This is a genomic window from Streptococcus saliviloxodontae (genome assembly GCF_016908655.1).
Classification (GTDB): domain Bacteria; phylum Bacillota; class Bacilli; order Lactobacillales; family Streptococcaceae; genus Streptococcus; species Streptococcus saliviloxodontae.
In genome coordinates this window covers 14,281-34,020 of the sequence record NZ_JAFBEI010000027.1, presented here as the reverse complement: position 1 = coordinate 34,020, position 19,740 = coordinate 14,281, and the positions used below count along the sequence as shown (strand labels likewise).

15 protein-coding genes are annotated in these 19,740 nt (G+C 43.5%); 2 read left to right on the top strand and 13 right to left on the bottom strand.

Annotated features, from left to right (window positions below; genetic code table 11):
- Positions 1-215: 215 nt before the first annotated feature.
- Both rpsO and JOC31_RS06930 read right to left on the bottom strand, forming a co-directional pair.
- Positions 216-485 carry a 30S ribosomal protein S15 gene (rpsO, locus tag JOC31_RS06935; RefSeq protein ID WP_008535715.1) on the bottom strand — a complete coding sequence of 90 codons (270 nt, stop codon included), beginning with the start codon at positions 483-485 and terminating at the stop codon, positions 216-218.
- Between the two features lie 149 nt (positions 486-634).
- Positions 635-1,798, bottom strand: a complete 1,164-nt coding sequence (locus JOC31_RS06930; RefSeq protein ID WP_205017432.1) for an MFS transporter — start codon at positions 1,796-1,798, stop codon at positions 635-637.
- An 86-nt stretch (positions 1,799-1,884) separates the two neighbouring features.
- Between JOC31_RS06930 and JOC31_RS06925 the strand changes: the two genes are divergently transcribed.
- Positions 1,885-2,553 (top strand): cyclic nucleotide-binding domain-containing protein, encoded by a 669-nt coding sequence (locus JOC31_RS06925; protein WP_205017431.1) that lies wholly within the window; start codon positions 1,885-1,887, stop codon positions 2,551-2,553.
- A gap of 342 nt (positions 2,554-2,895) precedes the next feature.
- Positions 2,896-3,510: a peptide deformylase gene (def, locus tag JOC31_RS06920; RefSeq protein ID WP_205017434.1), complete on the top strand. Its 615-nt coding sequence runs from the start codon at positions 2,896-2,898 to the stop codon at positions 3,508-3,510.
- Positions 3,511-3,621: 111 nt separating this feature from the next.
- On the opposite strand, the gene JOC31_RS06915 is transcribed toward def, so the two are convergent.
- The 11 genes from JOC31_RS06915 to groL form a co-directional block, all read right to left on the bottom strand.
- Positions 3,622-4,611, bottom strand: a complete 990-nt coding sequence (locus JOC31_RS06915; protein WP_205017430.1) for a lipoate--protein ligase — start codon at positions 4,609-4,611, stop codon at positions 3,622-3,624.
- A 269-nt stretch (positions 4,612-4,880) separates the two neighbouring features.
- Positions 4,881-6,644, bottom strand: a complete 1,764-nt coding sequence (gene lpdA, locus JOC31_RS06910) for a dihydrolipoyl dehydrogenase (protein WP_205017429.1) — start codon at positions 6,642-6,644, stop codon at positions 4,881-4,883.
- Positions 6,645-6,826: 182 nt separating this feature from the next.
- Positions 6,827-8,209 carry a dihydrolipoamide acetyltransferase gene (locus JOC31_RS06905; RefSeq protein WP_205017428.1) on the bottom strand — a complete coding sequence of 461 codons (1,383 nt, stop codon included), beginning with the start codon at positions 8,207-8,209 and terminating at the stop codon, positions 6,827-6,829.
- Positions 8,210-8,369: 160 nt separating this feature from the next.
- The gene (locus JOC31_RS06900; RefSeq protein ID WP_205017427.1) at positions 8,370-9,365 is read right to left on the bottom strand and encodes an alpha-ketoacid dehydrogenase subunit beta; all 996 of its coding nucleotides are present in this window, start codon (positions 9,363-9,365) and stop codon (positions 8,370-8,372) included.
- Between the two features lie 194 nt (positions 9,366-9,559).
- The gene (locus JOC31_RS06895; RefSeq protein WP_205017426.1) at positions 9,560-10,528 is read right to left on the bottom strand and encodes a thiamine pyrophosphate-dependent dehydrogenase E1 component subunit alpha; all 969 of its coding nucleotides are present in this window, start codon (positions 10,526-10,528) and stop codon (positions 9,560-9,562) included.
- A gap of 329 nt (positions 10,529-10,857) precedes the next feature.
- Positions 10,858-11,070: a hypothetical protein gene (locus tag JOC31_RS06890; protein WP_205017425.1), complete on the bottom strand. Its 213-nt coding sequence runs from the start codon at positions 11,068-11,070 to the stop codon at positions 10,858-10,860.
- Positions 11,071-11,178: 108 nt separating this feature from the next.
- The gene (locus JOC31_RS06885) at positions 11,179-11,724 is read right to left on the bottom strand and encodes an NADPH-dependent FMN reductase (RefSeq protein WP_338058835.1); all 546 of its coding nucleotides are present in this window, start codon (positions 11,722-11,724) and stop codon (positions 11,179-11,181) included.
- A gap of 228 nt (positions 11,725-11,952) precedes the next feature.
- The gene (locus tag JOC31_RS06880; protein WP_205017423.1) at positions 11,953-12,120 is read right to left on the bottom strand and encodes a hypothetical protein; all 168 of its coding nucleotides are present in this window, start codon (positions 12,118-12,120) and stop codon (positions 11,953-11,955) included.
- A 19-nt stretch (positions 12,121-12,139) separates the two neighbouring features.
- Positions 12,140-12,580 (bottom strand): MarR family winged helix-turn-helix transcriptional regulator, encoded by a 441-nt coding sequence (locus JOC31_RS06875; protein WP_205017422.1) that lies wholly within the window; start codon positions 12,578-12,580, stop codon positions 12,140-12,142.
- Between the two features lie 210 nt (positions 12,581-12,790).
- Positions 12,791-17,188, bottom strand: coding sequence for a PolC-type DNA polymerase III (locus JOC31_RS06870; RefSeq protein WP_205017421.1), 4,398 nt, complete (start codon positions 17,186-17,188; stop codon positions 12,791-12,793).
- A gap of 919 nt (positions 17,189-18,107) precedes the next feature.
- On the bottom strand, positions 18,108-19,736 hold the full coding sequence (gene groL, locus JOC31_RS06865; RefSeq protein WP_205017420.1) for a chaperonin GroEL: 1,629 nt from the start codon (positions 19,734-19,736) through the stop codon (positions 18,108-18,110).
- Positions 19,737-19,740: the final 4 nt, after the last annotated feature.

Below are 19,740 nucleotides of genomic sequence, written 5' to 3'. Positions count from 1 at the left end.
CGAATCAAAGCAAAACTAAAAGGACTTAGTCCTGTGCAATACAGAACTAAATCCCTTCAATAAATATAGTGTCCAACTTTTTGGGGTCAGTACACAAACGAAGAGCTTTTCATTTTTTCTGATAAGTTTGCTTTTATCTAGGCAGAGATGACGAAGATTAACCTTGAGGTTATCGAGGCGCTCTAACGACGAGAAAAGAAAACTTAGCGAAAAAATTAACGACGAAGACCAAGAGAGCTGATAAGCTCACGGTAACGGTTTACGTCAGTGCGGCGAAGGTATGCCAACAAGTTACGACGGTGACCGATTTTTTTCATCAAACCACGGTAAGTAGCGTGGTCTTTTTTGTGTTGTTTGATGTGGTCGTTAAGGTGGTTGATTTCCCAAGTAAGAACAGCTACTTGAACTTCAACTGAACCTGTATCACCTTCGTGACGTGCGTATTGAGCGATGATTTCATTTTTTTTCTCTTTTGAGATTGCCATAATGTTTTCTCCTTTTATTGCTTCAACCGAGTGCTAGGATTGGCGCTCCTAGGACCAAGAAGAAGTTGGTTAGTCGTTTTTACGACTGTTCTTATTTTAGCAAAATAGCTGAGCTGGGTCAAATGATTTTCTTCACGTCTTATGTGAACTTATTTTTGTTGTCGCAGAGCCGGTACCAGTAAGATCACACCGAGTACCAAACTCAAAACGGCAAGAATCAAAAAAGCTCCTGTCGTGGTTGGAAGAATGCTATCAAAAAATCTTAGCGCAAGCGATGCAATACCACCACCAAAATTACATCCTAACAAAACTAAGGTCGTTGCCGTCGCTAGCTTTTCCCCCTTCATTCGCTCTGAAATCAAGTGGAAAACAAAGGTTACCCCTAAACTATAAACGAAGCCCGTCAAGATAGCTCCTAAACCAATCAACCACAGCGAAGCCCCTGCCCAAACAACCAGAACGCCCCCTGCTAAAACGAAAAGAATGACTGGCATAAAGTAGGCTTTCAAAAATGATACCATGGCTGAAAATTGTGTCCCTGCCAAAATCCCCATCAGCATCATCAAACTCAGAATCAAGCTAGACTGACTGGCAGTGCCTAGTCCTAGACGATCCACAATCACAGGAATACGCAAGGTATTAACTGAGTTGATGAGAATGACAAATCCAGCATACAGGGCAAGTCCTAAGATATAGAGCAATTCTTTCATTTCAAAGCTGACTTTTTCTTTTTCACGACTGGCCTGTGGCGCCTCATCTTCGTTGCTATTAGGAACAAAAATCAGATAGAGAGCCAAGATAGGCAAACTAAATCCATAAACTAGAAAGGCATTTGACCAGTTAGAGCTCAATAATTGCCCTGCGATAAAGGTCAAGAGTGCTGAACCTAGCACCTCGGCAGAGCCACGAAGTCCCAACATACGAATTCTTTCCTTACCTGAGAAGCGTTGGCTGATGATATTGATGGCGTGAGCATTGATTAAACCAATACCAAGTCCCAAGACGAGTCGAGAGGCAAAAACCAGGCTGTAAGACTGGTTAAAATAAGGAGCTAAACCACCTAATGAAAGGAGTAAAATCCCTAAAATAATACTAAGACTTTCTGAGACGAACCGATTGATGATGGGATTTAACAATAGCACAGCAATAATAGCAAAGGAGGACATGGAGACTAAGAGCTCCACCTGGCTAGAGGCATATCCCTGTGCTTGATAATAGGCAATCATCTGCGGGAGAGCAGATGACACTGCGAATGTTGAGACCAGCATTAGCGAGAGTGCCAAGAGACTGATCTTTTCCATAACTAATTTCATAACATCTTCCATTCTTGCTTAAATTTCTTATCTTCAGTATAATCAATGTCAAGCAACAAAAATAGGACCTAGGTCCTAAAAAGGAGATGAATACGATTCCACAAGCACAAGAAATCCAAAAATTAGTCAAAGATTACCAACTTGAAGACGTTTTTCCTGAAAATTATCACGCGCAGCTTCAACTGGTTGTCTATCAGAAAGGACAAGCTATCTGCCATCAGGGAAAAGAACTTACAGCTCTGTCTTATGTCCTAAAAGGTAAGCTCAAAATTGTCCGAAGACTCTTCAATGGGAAAGAGTATATCTTAGAGACACCAATGCAGCCTACCATCATCGGTGATATCGAGCTCATGACCAGACGTGGGGCTGTTTCATCCGTCATCGCTCTAGAGGAAGTCCAAGTCATACAGCTTCCCCTCTACAACAAAGAACAACTCCTCAAAGACCCTATCTTTCTCTTGAAAATAGGGCAAAATCTAGCAGAGAGCCTCTATCGCCAAAACATCTCCGCCTCAACCAATATCTCCTACTCTGTCAAAGAACGCCTCGCAACCCACATTTTAACCGTTCAAGAAGGAGGGCATTTCCAGCTCAATCTTCCCATCCTAGCAGACACTTTTGGTACTAGCTACCGTCATCTCATGCGAGTCATTAAGCAGCTGATTGACCAAAAGATCATCTCAAAACCCAGCTTTAAGAACTATCAGATTGACAACCAAGCCGCCTTAGAAGAATTAGTCATCGAGGGAAATTAATGCTATCATAGTATTGAAAGGAGTTGGTTTTATGCTAAACTTTTTAACTGTCAAGCTAGTGGTAGCTATCAGCTACTGCTTCTACCTTCTTGTCACTGGCTCTCTGATCTGGCATCATCAAAAGCTCCGCTATCCTTTATGGATCAAAATAACTTTCCTAACAATACTCGTCTTACTAGCTCTGCTACTAGGTTATTTCAGCCTCTTTCTCCTCTTTTTTGGATACAACAGCTAATGTGTCCTTGCCTTTATTTTGCAAGGTTTTTGTGGTATATTAGAGTAGATTAGTTAGAGAAGAAAGGAAGGCATTAGTCCTTAAAAAAGGAAAATGCTGTGATTATTATGGACGCACAAAGTAAAATTATCCGCGCAAGCCATCAGATTGACATGAATGATATCATCCGTGAGGGCAATCCAACCTTGCGTGCTATTGCTGAGGAAGTTGCCCTTCCCTTGTCAGACGAAGACATCATCTTGGGTGAAAAGATGATGCAGTTCCTCAAAAACTCACAAGATCCTGTCATGGCTGAAAAGATGGGACTTCGCGGCGGTGTTGGACTTGCTGCACCTCAGTTGGATATTTCAAAACGTATCATCGCTGTTTTGGTTCCAAATATCGAGGATGCTGAGGGTAACCCTCCTAAGGAAGCGTACAGCATCCAAGAAATCATGTATAATCCAAAGATTATCTCTCACTCCGTTCAAGACGCTGCCCTTGCTGACGGTGAAGGTTGCCTCTCGGTTGATCGTCCTGTTGAAGGCTATGTTATTCGCCACTCACGCGTCACTGTAGAGTATTTCGATAAAAATGGAGAAAAGAAAAAAATCAAACTCAAGGGCTACAACTCAATCGTCGTTCAACACGAAATTGACCACATTAATGGTGTTATGTTCTACGACCGTATCAACGAAAAAGACCCCTTCAAAATTGAAGAAGGTCTGCTCCTGATTGACTAAACACAAACAGCTTAGAAACAGGTCTCCAAGACCTTGCTTCTAAGCTGTTTTCTATTATCTTTTGGGATGAAGCAAGCTCGCTCCCCCTCTTATCTAAGGCTGTTCCTAGCTCTAAGCCACGATAGCTTTGGCGACTTCCTCAACGGTCATGCGTGAGAAATAGTGGGTCGTGTCAATGCTCTGCAATTTCTCAAGAACATCAGCGTACTCGTAGCGAACGCCGACCAAGAGTTCTTGGATGTCTGCCACGTCTCCGATACCGAAGAAATCACCGTAGATTTTGAGCGATTCAATGATAGAATTTTCCACCTTGGCATAGGTTGTGATCTTACCTGCTGGGTAACGAACAGAGCGTTCAATTGTGTACTCTGGTGCAGCACCGTAAGTCCAGTCCCAAGTGCTGAATTGCTCATCACATGATTTTTGGATTTTAGCTAGCTCATCTTCTGACAAGACGTACTCGGTCATATCTGGGTAAGTTTCTTTCATCTTGTCCAAGATTTTATCAGCAAATTCGTTAACAGTGATTTTTTCTGGCAATTCGTTGAGAATGTTGGTTACACGGGCACGTACAGACTTGACCCCTTTAGACTCAATCTTGTCTTTTGAGACTTTGAGGGCATCGCCAAGAACGGTCATATCCACATCAAAAAGCAGGCAACCGTGGTGCATCATGCGTCCTTTATAGTAAGCTTGGGCATTACCACAGAATTTTTTGCCGTCAATCTCAAGGTCATTACGCCCTGTAAATTCAGCCTTGACACCAAGGTCAGCCAAGGTTGCCATCACAGGTTGTGAGAAGGTCTTAAAGTCAAAGGCTCCCTCTTCAGATTTGTTAGAAATGATCGTGTAGTTAAGGTTGTTAAGGTCATGGTAAACCGCACCACCACCTGACAATCGACGGACAACATGGATACCGTGAGCATCCGTGTATTCTTTATTGATTTCTTGAATGGCATTTTGGTGCTTACCGATGATAATAGCAGGCTCGTTAATCCAGAGAATAAACAACTCGTCTTCTGTCACCAATTCACGAAAAGCATAGGCTTCAAGAGCGATATTGTAGGCTGGGTTGTTAGATGTGTTGACAATGTATTTCATAAAATATTCCTCATAAAAGGGGCTGGGACAAAAGTCCTAACCCCCTTAATTTTTTAGTTAGATATTACAAGACGCAGTGGTTGAGTGAGCTCTATTTCGTTGATAAATCAACTCATACAGCCCTACTTTGATATCAAGCTAGGCTTGATTTTATCTACAACCTCAAAAGGTTTCCCAAACCTTTTGAGCTGTGCGGAGGTGGGACGACAACATCGAATTCCTTCGGAATTACCGATTTTTGTCCCACTCTCATGTCACTCTAGCGAGTTTTATTTGCGTTTTGGTGGGTTATGGATAGCTTCTCCAAGAACGTCAGCGAAAGCTTCGTACATAACTTCTGAGAAGGTTGGGTGTCCGTGGATTGAGCGGAGCAATTCATCAACGGTCAATTCGTTTTCCATGATCGTTGCCGCTTCGTTAATCATTTCAGCAGCCGCTGGACCAACGATGTGAACACCAAGGATTTCATGGTATTTAGTATCAGCGATAACTTTGACAAAACCGTGAGCTTCGTTTGAAGCGATCGCACGGCCATTTCCAGTAAAGCTGTTACGTCCGATAAGAACGTTACCGTATTTCTCACGCGCTTGCTCTTCTGTCAAACCACACATCGCCACTTCTGGATGTGTGTAAACCGCAGCTGGTGTGTAAGTCAAGTCAGCCTTACGCACGTTACCCCAGATAGCATTTTCAGCAGCCACTTCACCCATACGGTAAGCAGCGTGAGCAAGCATCTTAGTTCCGTTAACATCACCTGGTGCGTAGATACCTGGAATTGATGTTTCTTGGTATTCATTAACTTTGATACGGTTACGATCCATCTCAAGGTTAAGGTTTTCAAGTCCATTCAATTGTGGCACACGACCGATTGAAAGAAGGGCTTTTTCAGCAACCAATTCTTCGCCGTTATTGAGCTTCAAGGTCAATTGGTTGTTGGCTTCGATAATTTCAGAAACACCAACTGATGTCTTGATCTTCATGCCTTTCTTAGTCAAGATTTTTTGAAGTTCAAGTGAAATTTCTTTATCCATTGCTGGGATGATGCGGTCAGCCATTTCCACGACTGTCACGTCAACACCGTATGATGCCCAAACGAGACCAAGCTCGATACCAACGACACCACCACCCATAACAACGAGTGATTTTGGCATTTCACGAAGGTCAAGGATATCGTCAGATGTCAAAACGAGTTTAGAATCAATACCTGGAATGTTGATACGTGAAACTTTAGAACCAGTTGCCAAGATGATGTTGCGACCTTTGATGGTTTCTGAACCAATGGTTACTGTCTTATCTGGGTTGACTTGACCAAGTCCGTTGAAGATAGTGACTTTGTTGGCTTTAAGAAGACCTTGAACACCACCTGTCAATGTTTTAACCACTGAGTTCTTGAAGTCAACGGTTTTATCCATATCAATTGTGTAGTTTGTTGAAGCAAGGTTGATACCGCGACCAGCAGCAATTTTCAAACCGTCAAGGATTTCAGCATTTTTAAGGTAAGTCTTAGTTGGGATACAACCAACATTCAAGCAAGTACCACCAAATTCTGATTTCTCAACGATGGCAATCTTACCACCAAGTTGAGCACCACGGATAGCAGCATAATAACCAGCAGGTCCACCACCAACAACAACGATATCAAACTCGTTGTCAGCAAGATCTGCTGTTGGTGCTTTTTTAGCGTGAGCAGCTGGTGCGGTCGGCACTTCAAGACCTGCTCCTTTGAGGTCTGCTGTCGCTTGAGCAACTTCTGCAGCCGGTGCTGGTTGAGCAGCAGATTCACCAACTACTTCACCTTCAGCACCGATGTAGGCGATAACTTCTGTAACAGGAACTACTTCGCCGTCACCTTTGACAATTTTCAAAAGGACACCTGAGTCTTCTGCTTCGATTTCCATGTTTGTTTTATCAGACATGATTTCAAGAAGGATGTCGCCCTCATTAACAACATCGCCTTCTGCTTTTTTCCATTCAATAATTTCGCCTTCTTGCATGTCAACGCCAAGCTTAGGCATAATCACTTCAATAGCCATTTATAAGATACCAAGAGCGAAGAGAAAGTGACTGAAAAATAGGAAATCGTAGAAAATCTTGATTTTCGCAACGATTTATCTTTTTTCCGAACTTTCCGCTCGGGTTCAATTAGAAACCCAATTATCTTTTTCTTCGTCTCAATTCCTTTCTTCTTAATTTTTTAAGTCTAGTATAGATTTCCTTAGATAAGCAATTCTAATGGATTTTCAAGTAAGTGTTTAAGGTCAACCATGAACTTAGCTCCGTTCATACCATCTACCAAACGGTGGTCAATCGTCAAGCACATTGCCATGATTGGACGGATAGTGATTTCACCATCAACAACGACCGGTGTTTGAACAGTTGCTGCGACACCAAGGATAGCTGAGTTTGGTTGATTGATGATTGGGTTGAAGGTCTTAGTACCAAACATTCCCAAGTTAGTGATTGAGAAGGTAGAACCTGACATTTCAGCCGCTTTAAGTTTACCTGATTGTGCTTTTTTGATGACATCTTTTGAGGCAACCACGAATTCTGACAAGCTCATCTTATCTGCACCGTGAACAACTGGCACCACAAGTCCATCCTCAAGACCCACAGCGATACCCATGTTGACAAACTTGTGTAATTCGATTTCTTGAGCATCATTGATCAGTGACGCATTGAGGTAACGGTGTTCTTCTTTCATCAAGGTACGTGTTACCGCAAGACCAATCAAGTCTGTAAAGGTTACTTTCAGACCTGTTTTGTTCATGATTGGTTCAAGGACTTGCTTACGAAGAGCCATGAGGTTAGTCATGTCAATGTCATAGTTAAGCGTAAAGGTTGGCGCTGTCAAGTATGAATGTGTCATACCTTTTGAAATCGCCTTACGCATGGCAGACATCTTGATGATTTCAACACCTTCTGGCAATTCTTTAGCTGGCGCTTCTTCCTTAACAGGAGCTGGTGCTTTAGCCTCTTCTGGCTGATTAGCTGCCAAGACTGCCAAGATATCTTCACGCATAATTTTACCACGGAAGCCTGAACCTTTAACCGTTGACAAGTCAATACCCAAATCATGAGCCATCTTACCTGCAAGTGGCGATACCTTAGGTGCAGCATCTTTGAAGTCCTCAACATCAGACTTGTGGACACGCCCATTAGCACCCGTACCAGGTACGGCATTAAGGTCAATGTTCAAATCACGCGCAGCTTTACGGGCAGCTGGTGTCGCACGAACCTTCTCACCGTCTTTACGTTCTACTGGAGCTTGTGCTACTGCAGGAGATTCTTGCGGAACCACTGGGGCTTCTGCCACTACCTCAGCTGCAGGAGCTAAAGAACTAGCAACATCAACAGACTCACCAGCTTGACCGATGTAAGCAATGGTTTCTGTGACTGGAACAACCTCACCATCGCCTTTGACGATTTTCAAAAGAACACCTGATTCTTCTGCTTCAATTTCCATATTTGTTTTATCGGACATGATTTCAAGAAGGATATCCCCTTCTTTGACCTCATCGCCCTCTGCCTTTTTCCACTCGATGATTTCGCCTTCTTGCATGTCAACACCGAGCTTAGGCATGATTACTTCAATAGCCATAGTTATGATATAAAGAACCTTAAAACAGCTTTCTTGACGTCAGCAGTCAACTGTTTTAACTGTGTCCCTCTAGGAAACACGGTTCTATCCCTTTCTAAAAAATTCCTTGCATCAATACGACGACAAAGCTAGACCTACGACCTAGCTGAATCATCTATTATTAGCCTTTATTGACTTGTTTGTAAATAGCAGCCTTGATTTTCTCTACAGATGGCAAGACAGCATTTTCAAGAACATTAGCATAAGGAACTGGCACATCATCAGATGCGATACGGATCACTGGCGCATCAAGGTAGTCAAAGGCTTCGCTTTCTGTAATGATTGACGCGATTTCTCCAATGAAGCCACCAGTCTTATAAGCATCGTTGACAAGGATAACCTTACCTGTTTTCTTAACAGAATCAATGATGAGGTCTTTATCAAGAGGTACCAAGGTACGTGGGTCAACCACCTCAACGCTGATACCTTCAGCCGCAACTTCTTCAGCTGCTTTAAGAACACGCTCAAGCATACGTCCGTAAGAAACGATAGTCACATCAGTACCTTCACGTTTGATCTCACCTTTTCCAAGTGGAATGTAGAAATCAGGGTCTTGATTAACCTCTTCTTTTTTACCGTAGAGGGCTTTTGGTTCAAGGAAGATAACAGGGTTGTTATCACGGATTGATGATTTCAACAGACCTTTGGCATCATTGACAGTACCTGGAGCTACCACCTTAAGACCTGGAATGTGGGCAACCCATGCTTCAAGAGATTGAGAGTGTTGGGCTGCTGAACCGATACCTGAACCAGAAGCCACACGGAAGGTTACAGGTGTTTTCAAGCCTCCACCAAACATGTAGTTTGTTTTAGCAGCTTGGTTAACGATAGCGTCCATAGCAATGGTGATGAAGTCCATGAAAGTCAAGTCAACGATTGGACGAAGACCTGTCTGGGCAGCACCAACGGCAGCACCTGCAATAGCAGCTTCTGAGATAGGCGTGTCACGCACACGTTTTTCGCCAAACTCTGCAAGCATCCCAACAGAAGTACCGAAGTCACCACCGTAGATACCGACATCCTCACCCATCAAGAAGACTTTCTCGTCTTTACGCATTTCTTCGCTTTGTGCAAGATTAATCGCCTCACGCAAAGCCATCACTTTAGTTTCTGACATAATTTATGATACAAAGAACGCCAAAATGCGACTGAATTTTAGGAGACCGACGCAGAGTGCCTTGCACACTAGTCGGTCTATCTAAATTCCAAGCATTTCGTTCGTGTTCAAATGTCACGATTTTCGTTCTCTTCCTTTCATTTTATTCTTTAGATTTAGTTTCAAGTAATAGACTGAACGATTTGCCCTTTGGCTTAGTCCACGTAAACGTCTTCGTAGGCAACTGACAAGTCTGGGAATGGGCTTTCTTCTGCAAATTTAACGCCCTCTTCCACTTCTTGTGCCACTTGTGCCGCAATAGCATCAAGCTCTTCATCTGTTGCGATGCCTTCTTCTGTCAAGTAAGCACGGTATTTTTTAAGTGGATCTTTAGCTTTCCAAGCGTCCACTTCTTCTTTTGTACGGTAAACACCTGCATCAGCTGTTGAGTGTCCAAACCAACGGTATGACTCAACTTCAACGATAGCAGGGCCTTTTCCTGAACGAACATAGTCGATAACTTCAGCCATTTTTTCATAAACAGCAAGCACATCATTACCATCTTCAACATAGTGACCTGGAATACCATAAGCATCTGCACGTGTATAAAGGTGAGGAATCTTAGTCGAGTAGCTGATGTCTGTTGAGATACCATAACGGTTGTTGATGATGAAGAAAATCACTGGCAAGTTCCAAACAGCAGCCAAGTTCACTGATTCATGGAATGAACCTTCGTTGGTCGCTGAATCACCTGAGAAGGCAATAACGATATTGTCAGTTCCTTCATACTGTTGTGTCAAAGCAGCACCAACAGCCAAGGCATAACCACCACCTACGATACCGTTTGTTCCGTAGTTTCCTTTTTCAAGGTTAGCCAAGTGCATAGAACCACCACGACCTTTTGAGGTACCAGTCGCTTTACCTGCAAGCTCTGCAAACATTCCTGGAATAGAGATGCCTTTAGCGATGGTTTGACCGTGACCACGGTGGTTTGAGAAGATAATATCTTGGTCAGTCAAGAGTTGGATGGCACCAACTGAAGCTGCCTCTTCCCCAACTGAGAAGTGTGTCATCCCTTGAACAAAGCCACGACGAACAAGTTTGTTAAGTTTCATATCAACATCACGGATTTGTTGCATTTTGAGGAACATATCCAAGTGTTGTTCTTTAGTAATGTTAACCATACTTTCCTCCGAAAATAATTTTCTACACTACTATCATATTGTAAATTTTCACAAAGTACAACATATTTGTCTGTATTTTTGAAAATGCTTTCTTTATCGTATTTCTAGCCTTTAGGCAACTTTATTTTTTTGATTATCAGTAAATTCTCTTAAAGTTTGTGAAAAAAATACCAATCTTTCACAATTTTTTCAAAAATGCAAAAAAGAAAGCCCCAGGCTAAAATACCGAGCTTTCTTGTTGACTGTCTTTTTAGTTTTGAGAAGCAGCGATGATTTTACTATCCCACTTTCTCATTTTCCCATAGCCTACCAAGTCTAAACAGAATGGTTTAGTTATTGTTTTGAGAAAAGTAATTATAAACGGTATCAAGACGTTTGCCACTAAATTCTGGCAATTCAGTGCCGTCTAATGTAACAGATGATACAATGACGAAATCCTGAAGTGTTGGAACTTCTCGATTTTGCTGCATGACGAAATCATCTACTGAATTAAAGCTGATTGATTTTTCGCTTTGGTTAACAATATAGTGAATATCTAACATATTATTTCTCCTTATGTTTACACTATTCCACACGTCATTCAGGATGGCATTTATCAGAGATATCATGTCTTTCTCAAATGGCGTCAAGTTTTGATTTGTTTTTAACTATTAGTTGATTGCTGCAAGAAGAGCTTCTGCTTGTTTTTCCAATTGAGCAAGAGTAGCTTCATCTGCCACAAATTTACCATCAGCCCAAGCTGAATCGTTAACACGTGCAAATGTCAATTCGTCAACAAATTGTGTACGAACGAATGGCAACAAGGCACGGTATTGGTCAGCAGCTTGTTCGTGACCACCATTGGCAACGAGTGAGACAGTTGTCACCTTGTCTTGAAGAGCTGAAGCACCAGTTGTGTCAGACAAGTCAAGGGCACGGCTGAGCCAGTCAATCAAGTTCTTCACTGAACCTGGAATAGCGAAGTTGTAAACTGGTGAGAAGAACCAAATGGCATCTGCTGCAAGTACGGCTTCACGAGCTGAAGCAACCGCTGCTGGCGTTTGACCTTCTAAGTCTTGTGAAAAGACTGGAACATCTGTCCAATCAAGGTAAGTTACGTTTGCTTTACCTTCAAGAAGTTTTGCTGCGTTTTCAGCTTGTTGGTGGTTGAATGATCCTTGACGAAGTGATCCGACGACAAATAAAATGTTTTTCATTGGTTTTTCCTCTTTTTTTCCAAAAATTGATTTAAAAGTGTCTAAGATTGACATCTCGGGCTCCTTTTCGTTACTAATTAGTAACTTTTATTACTATGTAGTAGATTATAACCTCTGTTTTTCATTTTGTAAAGTCTTTTGCTTATTTTTTTACTAATTAGTTATATTTTTTTCAAAACTGTTCTTCTATCAATAGAAAAATCTCACCTGAGGGCGAGATTTAAAGGCTTAGTTGATAGCGGCAAGTACTGCTTTACGAACTGAGGCAACAGCTACTGGTGTTTCTACTTCCAAATCCTGTGAAAAGTCTGGCACATCTTTCCAATCAAGATAGGAGACAATTGCTTTATCCTCAAGCAGTTTTGCTTCAGTTTCAGCAAGTAATGATTTAAACATATTCACATCAATGACAACGTTATTTTTTCTCTACTGCCTTAAATTTCTTGAGTAAGTCAATTAACTGAGACTGTTCTTCTTCCGTCAAAACAGAGAAAGCCTCTCTCACTTTCTGCTGATGAATAGGTAGGTTATGCTCAATAATGCGACGCCCCTCGTCAGTTAGGGCAACCAGATAAGAGCGTTTATCACTAGGACAGGTCGTTCTGGTAACCCAGCCCTTTTTCTCCATATTTTTGATAACGACTGTCATATTGCCAGAAGTTGCTAACATACTATCAATCAAAGCACCGATTTTCATCGTTCCTTTGGCATAGAGGACATCTAGAACACCAAACTGCGTCGGTGTCAGATCATCAAACTTGTAAGACTCAGAGACATAAGTATCAATGGTACGAAACGCCTTACGCATGACAACCATTGATTTGATTGCCAAGTCTTTATCTAATTCTTCTCCCATAAATTCTCCTTTCTACAGATATCATCTTGATAGGTCTATTTTATCACTAATTAGTATAAACGTCAAAAACCAGCCGCTTGGCTGGTTTTGTATCGTTTTTATTTGAACACGCCCTGAACACTGTGCAAAAAAGATAAACTTCCTAGTGTCTTGCAACACAGCGTCAGTTTCCTATTTTTGCTTTGTGTTCTACGGGCTTGGTATCATGTTTTAAAAGAAATCATCAAAGAGGCTGAGTTGGTTATCTTCTGGCATATTGCCGAGGATGCCCATGTCGTCCATTTTTTCAACTAGGGTTTGTGAAAGCCCTCCTCGTTTGCGGAGTTCTGTTTTGGATAAGAATTCACCTTCGGCTCGTGCTGAAACGACTTGTTTAGCAACGTTCTCACCAAGTCCCTCAAGGGCAATAAATGGTGGAATGAGGGTATCACCATCAATGATAAACTCCGTAGCATCTGAGCGGTAAAGGTCTAGCTTCCCAAACTTGAAGCCGCGCTCAAGCATTTCATTGACAATTTCCAGTGTGGTAAAGAGGTCGTTTTCGACGTTGCTAGCTTCGTTACGATGCTTTTTATCTGTAATGTCTTGCATCCTAGCCTTGACAGCATCAAGACCTGCACTCATGGTACGTAGCTCGAAAGCCTTGGCACGAATAGAGAAATAAGCACAGTAGTAGTAAATCGGATGATGCACCTTAAAGTAAGCTACCCTAAGCGCCATAAGAACATAGGCTGCCGCATGGGCTTTAGGGAACATGTACTTGATTTTTCCACAGGACTCGATGTACCAGTCTGGCACATTATTGTCACGCATAGCTTGAATGTAGCCATTACGCTCGTCTTCTGAGATTTTTAGCCACAAGCCTTTACGCACACGCTCCATGATGGTAAATGCCATCTTAGGCTCAAGACCTGCGTGCATGAGGTAAACCATGATGTCGTCACGACAGCCGATAACGGTTTTCAGCGTCGCTGTTCCATCCTTGATTAAGTCCTGGGCATTTCCTAACCAAACGTCGGTACCGTGCGATAGTCCTGATAATTGTAAGAGCTCTGCAAAGGTGGTTGGATGGGTTTCATCCACCATGCCACGTACGAAGTTTGTCCCAAACTCTGGGATTCCCAACATACCTGTCGAAGTTCCAATCTGCTCAGGGGTTACACCCAAAATCTCAGTCCCTGAAAAGAGTGCCATAACACCAGGATCGTCTGCTAAAATCTCTTTGGGATCAATACCAGACAAATCCTGCAACTTACGAATCATGGTCGGATCATCATGCCCCAGAATATCGAGCTTGAGGACGTTCTCATCAATATCGTGGAAGTTAAAGTGAGTGGTCTTCCAAGCAGCTGTCACATCATCAGCTGGGAACTGAACTGGCGTGAAGTCATAGACGTCCATGTAGTTAGGAATAACAACAATCCCCCCTGGGTGCTGACCTGTATTTCGCTTCACACCTGCTGCTCCCATAGCTAGACGGTCAACCTCGGCTTCTCGGTAGAATTTGCCATAGTCACGCTCGTAACCTTTGACAAAACCGTATGCAGTCTTATCAGCCACCGTTCCTACTGTTCCCGCACGAAAGGCATAATCTTCACCAAAAATATCACGAACATCCAAGTGGGCAGACGGTTGATCATCCCCTGAAAAGTTCAAATCAATATCGGGAACCTTGTCCCCATCAAAACCAAGGAAGGTTTCGAAAGGAATATCCTGACCGTCCTTACGATAGAGCGTGCCACACTCTGGGCAGTCCTTATTTGGTAAATCATAACCTGAACCATAAGAGCCATCTGTAATGAATTCTGAGTGTTGGCAGTTTGGACAGAGGTAGTGCGGTGGCATGGGATTAACCTCTGTAATCCCGATCATGGTCGCTACGAAAGAAGAGCCAACAGAGCCACGCGACCCCACCAGATAGCCACGCTCATTGGAGCGATTAACCAACATCTGCGACGCCAGGTAGATCACGGCAAAGCCATTCCCCAAGATAGAAGTCAATTCCTTTTCGATACGAAGGTCAATAATATCTGGAAGTGGATTACCGTAGAGTTCAAAGGCTTTTTGATAGGTCAACTCAGCGACGGTTTCTTCTGCCTTATCGATAAATGGCGTGTAGAGGTCACCCTTGACCACCTCGACGTCCTCGATACGGTCCGCAAAGGCATTGGTATTGGTCACGACAATCTCATAGGCCAAGTCCTCACCCAAAAAGGCAAACTCGTCCAGCATTTCGTTGGTGGTACGGAAGTGAGCCTTTGGCAAAGGTGCAGGCTGAGCATTTTCCCCACGACCGATCGTACGGTTAATCATGGCACCTTGCCCTAGACTACGCACGATAATCTCACGGTAAATCTCATCTTCTGGCTCTAGATAATGAACATTTCCAGTCGCCATGACAGGCTTATCCAGACGACGTCCTACTTCAATCAAATCACGGATAACCTGCTGAATACCAGCCTCATCCTTGATTAGCTCACGCGCAATTAGGGGCGCATAGATAGCTGGTGGCATGACCTCGATAAAGTCGTAATATTTAGCCGCCTCAACTGCTGCATCCACACCAGCTGACAGCACAGCATCAAAAACCTCACCCTCTGAGCAGGCAGTCCCTAACAACAGACCCTCTCGGTGAGCATCCAAGACGGTCCTTGGAATACGAGCCACTCCTTCAAAGTATTTGACATTGGAGTAACTAACGAGCTTAAAAATGTTTTTCAGACCTGTCTGATTTTGCACATAAATAGTTGCATGTTTGACACGTGCCTTCTTGTAAGAATCCTCTGAGACAAGGTCGGTATTGAGCTTGGCGAGGTCGGTAATGCCTCTTTCTTCCACTGTCTCCTTGATGAAGATAAAGAGCAGACGACCTGTCGCCTCGGCATCGTAATTGGCCATGTGGTGGTGCTCAAGCGCCACTTGGAAACGCTTGGTCAAAGGTCCCAAACCATGACGCTTGTACTCAGGATAGAGATTGCGGGCATACTCCAAGGTATCAACGACTGGTTGCGTAATGCGGGGCAGTCCATGACGCTCGTAGTTGGCATTCATAAAGCCAACGTCAAAGGTGGCATTGTGGGCAACCAAGACCGTGTTCTGACAGAAAGCTTGAAACTCTTCCAAGACCTGCTTGAGGGGCTTAGAGCCCTTGACGTGATTGTCCGTAATCCCAGTCAACTCCGTCGTGAAGGCTGACAGCGGATGACCTGGATCGATAAACTCATCAAACTGCTCGATGATATTACCCTTATACATCTTAGAGGCCGCAATCTGAATCAGGTCATTATTGACCGCAGAAAGACCTGTCGTCTCCACGTCAAAGACCACATAGGTCGCCTCTCGAATATCCATAGACACTTCGTTATAAGTAATCGGCACCGAGTCCTCAACGATATTGGCCTCCAAGCCAAAAATGGCCTTGATACCAGCCTTGCGAGCCTTGTGATAACCGTGTGGGAAACTCTGCACATTAGCATGGTCTGTAATGGCAATCGCCTTGTGTCCCCACTTGGCTGCCTTGTCAATCAAGTCCTCAACCGTCGGTAGCGCATCCATGGTGGACATATTGGTGTGGGCATGTAGTTCCACACGCTTTTGACCCTCAGGCATCAAATCCTTGCGTGGGTTGTGGACGATTTCTTTGACCTGCTGGACATTCATGGTCAAGCTACGAGTGAACTGGTTGTTCTCGATATTACCTTGCACACGGAGCCAATTCCCTTTAGCGATCATGTCAAATTTCTTGAGCTCATCATCGTCCTTAGCCCACTTCTGCATGGCAAAGCTGGACGTGTAGTCTGTCATCTTGAAATTGATGATGTGGCGACCTGTTCTGGTCGTTTTCTTCTCCACATCAAAAACCAGACCTTCAAAGACAATACGATTCTCCTCGGTCTCAATCTCAATCATCGGTGTGATTTCTGCTTTTTCAAAACCAGCCTGACGCTGAGCTGCACGCTCTTTGAAATCGAATTGTGGCTTGGACGCGGCCTCCTCCTGAGGTGGCATAGAAGCCTCCAAAGATTTGACCGCCTCCAGATTTTCCTGCACCGCTTTTTCCACCAAAGCCTCACGACTAGAGACAAAGTCCTCCTGCAACTGCTGGGTCATGACCTCATCAGACACCATATCCACCGAGACCTTACCAAAGCCAAAGAGCTCAAACTGACGAGCCAGATTTGGCAGATGATTAGTTCTAAAGTGGTCGTTATTGACAAAAGCTGGCGCTTCAATGATCAATTTGCCATCTCTGTAAGAGACTTTGAGATTGGCAAAAGAAGACCTGAAGCTAGCGCTGTTACAAGTCGGTTGCTCAAAAGCTTCCTTATAGTAAGCCCCAATCAGCTCATCAGAAAAATCAATCTGCTCTGCCTTAATGTCAAAGGTCGCCTTAATCTCAGCCGCCTCAAAAGCAGCCATCAAACGAGACTGCAAGAGACGATAATGCGCAATCGGCAGAATCTCAGGAAAGGCAAAATGAAACTCCCAGTGACGACTGACCGAATGAACCTTAACCTCGATAATATCCCCAGACGAAAAAACACTTGAAGCCTTAACCTCAAGCGGCATATCAATCTGATCCATCAATTTCTTGAAAAGTTCTGACATGACAACTCCTAATTTATGATACAAAGGGCGTTATAAAAGCGTATGAAAATAGGGAGAAGGCAGAAAATCCTGATTTTCTAGCCGGCTCATCTTTTTCAATAGCTTTTTAGCCCGTGTTCAAATAAACATGATACAAAAGCCGTAAAACGCAAAGTGAAAATAGGAAATCTGACGAAGACGCTTGCATCTAGGAAGATTTATCTTTTTCACACAGCGTTTCGGCTGTGTTCAAATACATGATACAAAGGGACAGTCCAGCTTGCTGGAAATTTTCGTAAAGAAATAGGGAACTAACGCTGTGTCGAAAGACACAGAGAAGTTCATCTTTTCTTCTAGAAAATTAGTCCCGTGTTCAAATTCTATGATACAAAAGCCGCAAAACGCAAAGTGAAAATAGGAAATCCGACGAAGACGCTTGCGTCTAGGAAGATTTATCTTTTTCACACAGCGTTTCGGCTGTGTTCGAAAAAACATGATACAAAGCCCGTAGAACACAAAGCAAAAATAGGAAACTGACGCTGTGTCGAAAGACACTAGGAAGTTTATCTTTTTTGCACAGTGTTCAGGGCGTGTTCGAATAAACATGATACAAAAGGCGTTAAGCGGACACCGTCAAAATAGGAAATCTGACGAAGATGCTAAAGCATCTAGGAAGATTTATCTTTTTGACAAAGTCCGTAGCCTGTGTTCGAATAAATATGATACAAAGGGCCTTTCCGAATTGACGATATACCCTCTAACATCGACTTAGTCTTTTCATTCTAACATAAAAACCACCTTTTTTCGAGGAACAACCAAAAGAAAGCCCCAACTCGTATGAGTTGAGACTTCCAGGAGATTTATGAAAAAGAAAAGTTTTAGGATGGTTATAGTATATAAGGTCTTCCTTAAAATAAGCTAAAACTCAGTTTTTATTTTTTTAAAATCCACCCATGCCGCCCATTGGGTCCATGCCTGCTGGCATTGCTGGGGCTTGTGGTTCTGGTTTGTTGGCAACGACGGCTTCTGTTGTCAAAATGAGGCTAGCCACTGAAGCTGCGTTTTGAAGGGCTGAACGCGTTACTTTAACAGGATCGATGATCCCTGCTTCAACCATGTTGACCCACTCACCGTTAGCTGCATTGAAACCTGTTCCGACTTCAGCATTTTTCAAACGCTCGATAATGACAGAACCTTCGTAGCCTGCGTTAAAGGCAATCTGACGAACTGGCTCTTCCAAGGCACGAAGAACGATATTGCGTCCAGTCGCATCATCACCAGTCAATTCAAGCTCAGCTACCTTATTAATAACATTGACAAGGGCAGTACCACCACCTGCTACGATACCTTCTTCAACCGCTGCACGAGTGGCATTGAGGGCATCTTCGATACGGAGTTTCATCTCTTTCAGAGCTGTTTCTGTTGCAGCACCAACTTTGATAACTGCCACGCCACCTGCCAATTTCGCCAAGCGTTCTTGCAATTTTTCACGGTCAAATTCAGACGTTGTTGTTTCCAATTGAGACTTAATCAAGTGAACACGGTTAGCAATAGCTTCCGCTGCGCCAGCACCTTCAACGATGACAGTGCTGTCTTTGTCTACTTGTACCTTAGCTGCCTGACCGAGCGCAGCCATTGTCGCATCAGTCAACTCAAGACCTAGGTCTTCTGTGATAACAGTCGCACCAGTCAAGACGGCAATATCCTCCAACATAGCCTTACGACGGTCACCAAATCCAGGTGCCTTAACCGCCACCACGTTGAAGGTACCGCGGATTTTGTTAAGGACAAGGGTTGGAAGAGCTTCGCCGTCCACGTCATCAGCGATAATCAAAAGAGGACGGTTGGTTTTAAGCACTTCTTCGAGGAGAGGAAGAACATCTTGAATATTTGAAATTTTCTTGTCTGTCACAAGGATAAATGGGTTTTCAAGCTCAGCAACCATTTTTTCATTGTCAGTGACCATGTATTGTGAGAGGTAACCACGGTCGAACTGCATGCCCTCAACCACTTCTAGCTCTGTCTCCATACCACGAGACTCTTCAATCGTGATAACACCGTCTTTGCCGACACGCTCCATGGCTTCAGAGATGTAGTCGCCGACTTTTTCTGAGCGAGATGACACGGCAGCAACTTGTGCAATAGCTTCCTTATTGGCAACAGGTTGAGCGATGGCTTTCAACTCCTCAACCGCTGTCGCTACTGCTGCTTCAATCCCACGACGGATACCGATTGGGTTGGCTCCTGCTGTCACGTTTTTAAGCCCTTCACGAACGATGGCTTGTGTCAATACCGTTGCTGTAGTTGTTCCGTCACCTGCGATGTCATTGGTTTTTGACGCCACTTCGCTGACTAGCTTAGCACCCATGTTTTCAAAGTGGTCTTCTAGTTCAATTTCTTTAGCGATGGTCACACCGTCATTAGTGATAAGGGGTGAGCCGAAGGCTTTTTCAAGCACAACATTGCGTCCTTTAGGACCAAGCGTTACTTTGACCGTATCTGCTAAAATATCGACCCCACGCACCATAGCAGAGCGGGCATCTGATGAAAATTTAATCTCTTTACTCATACCT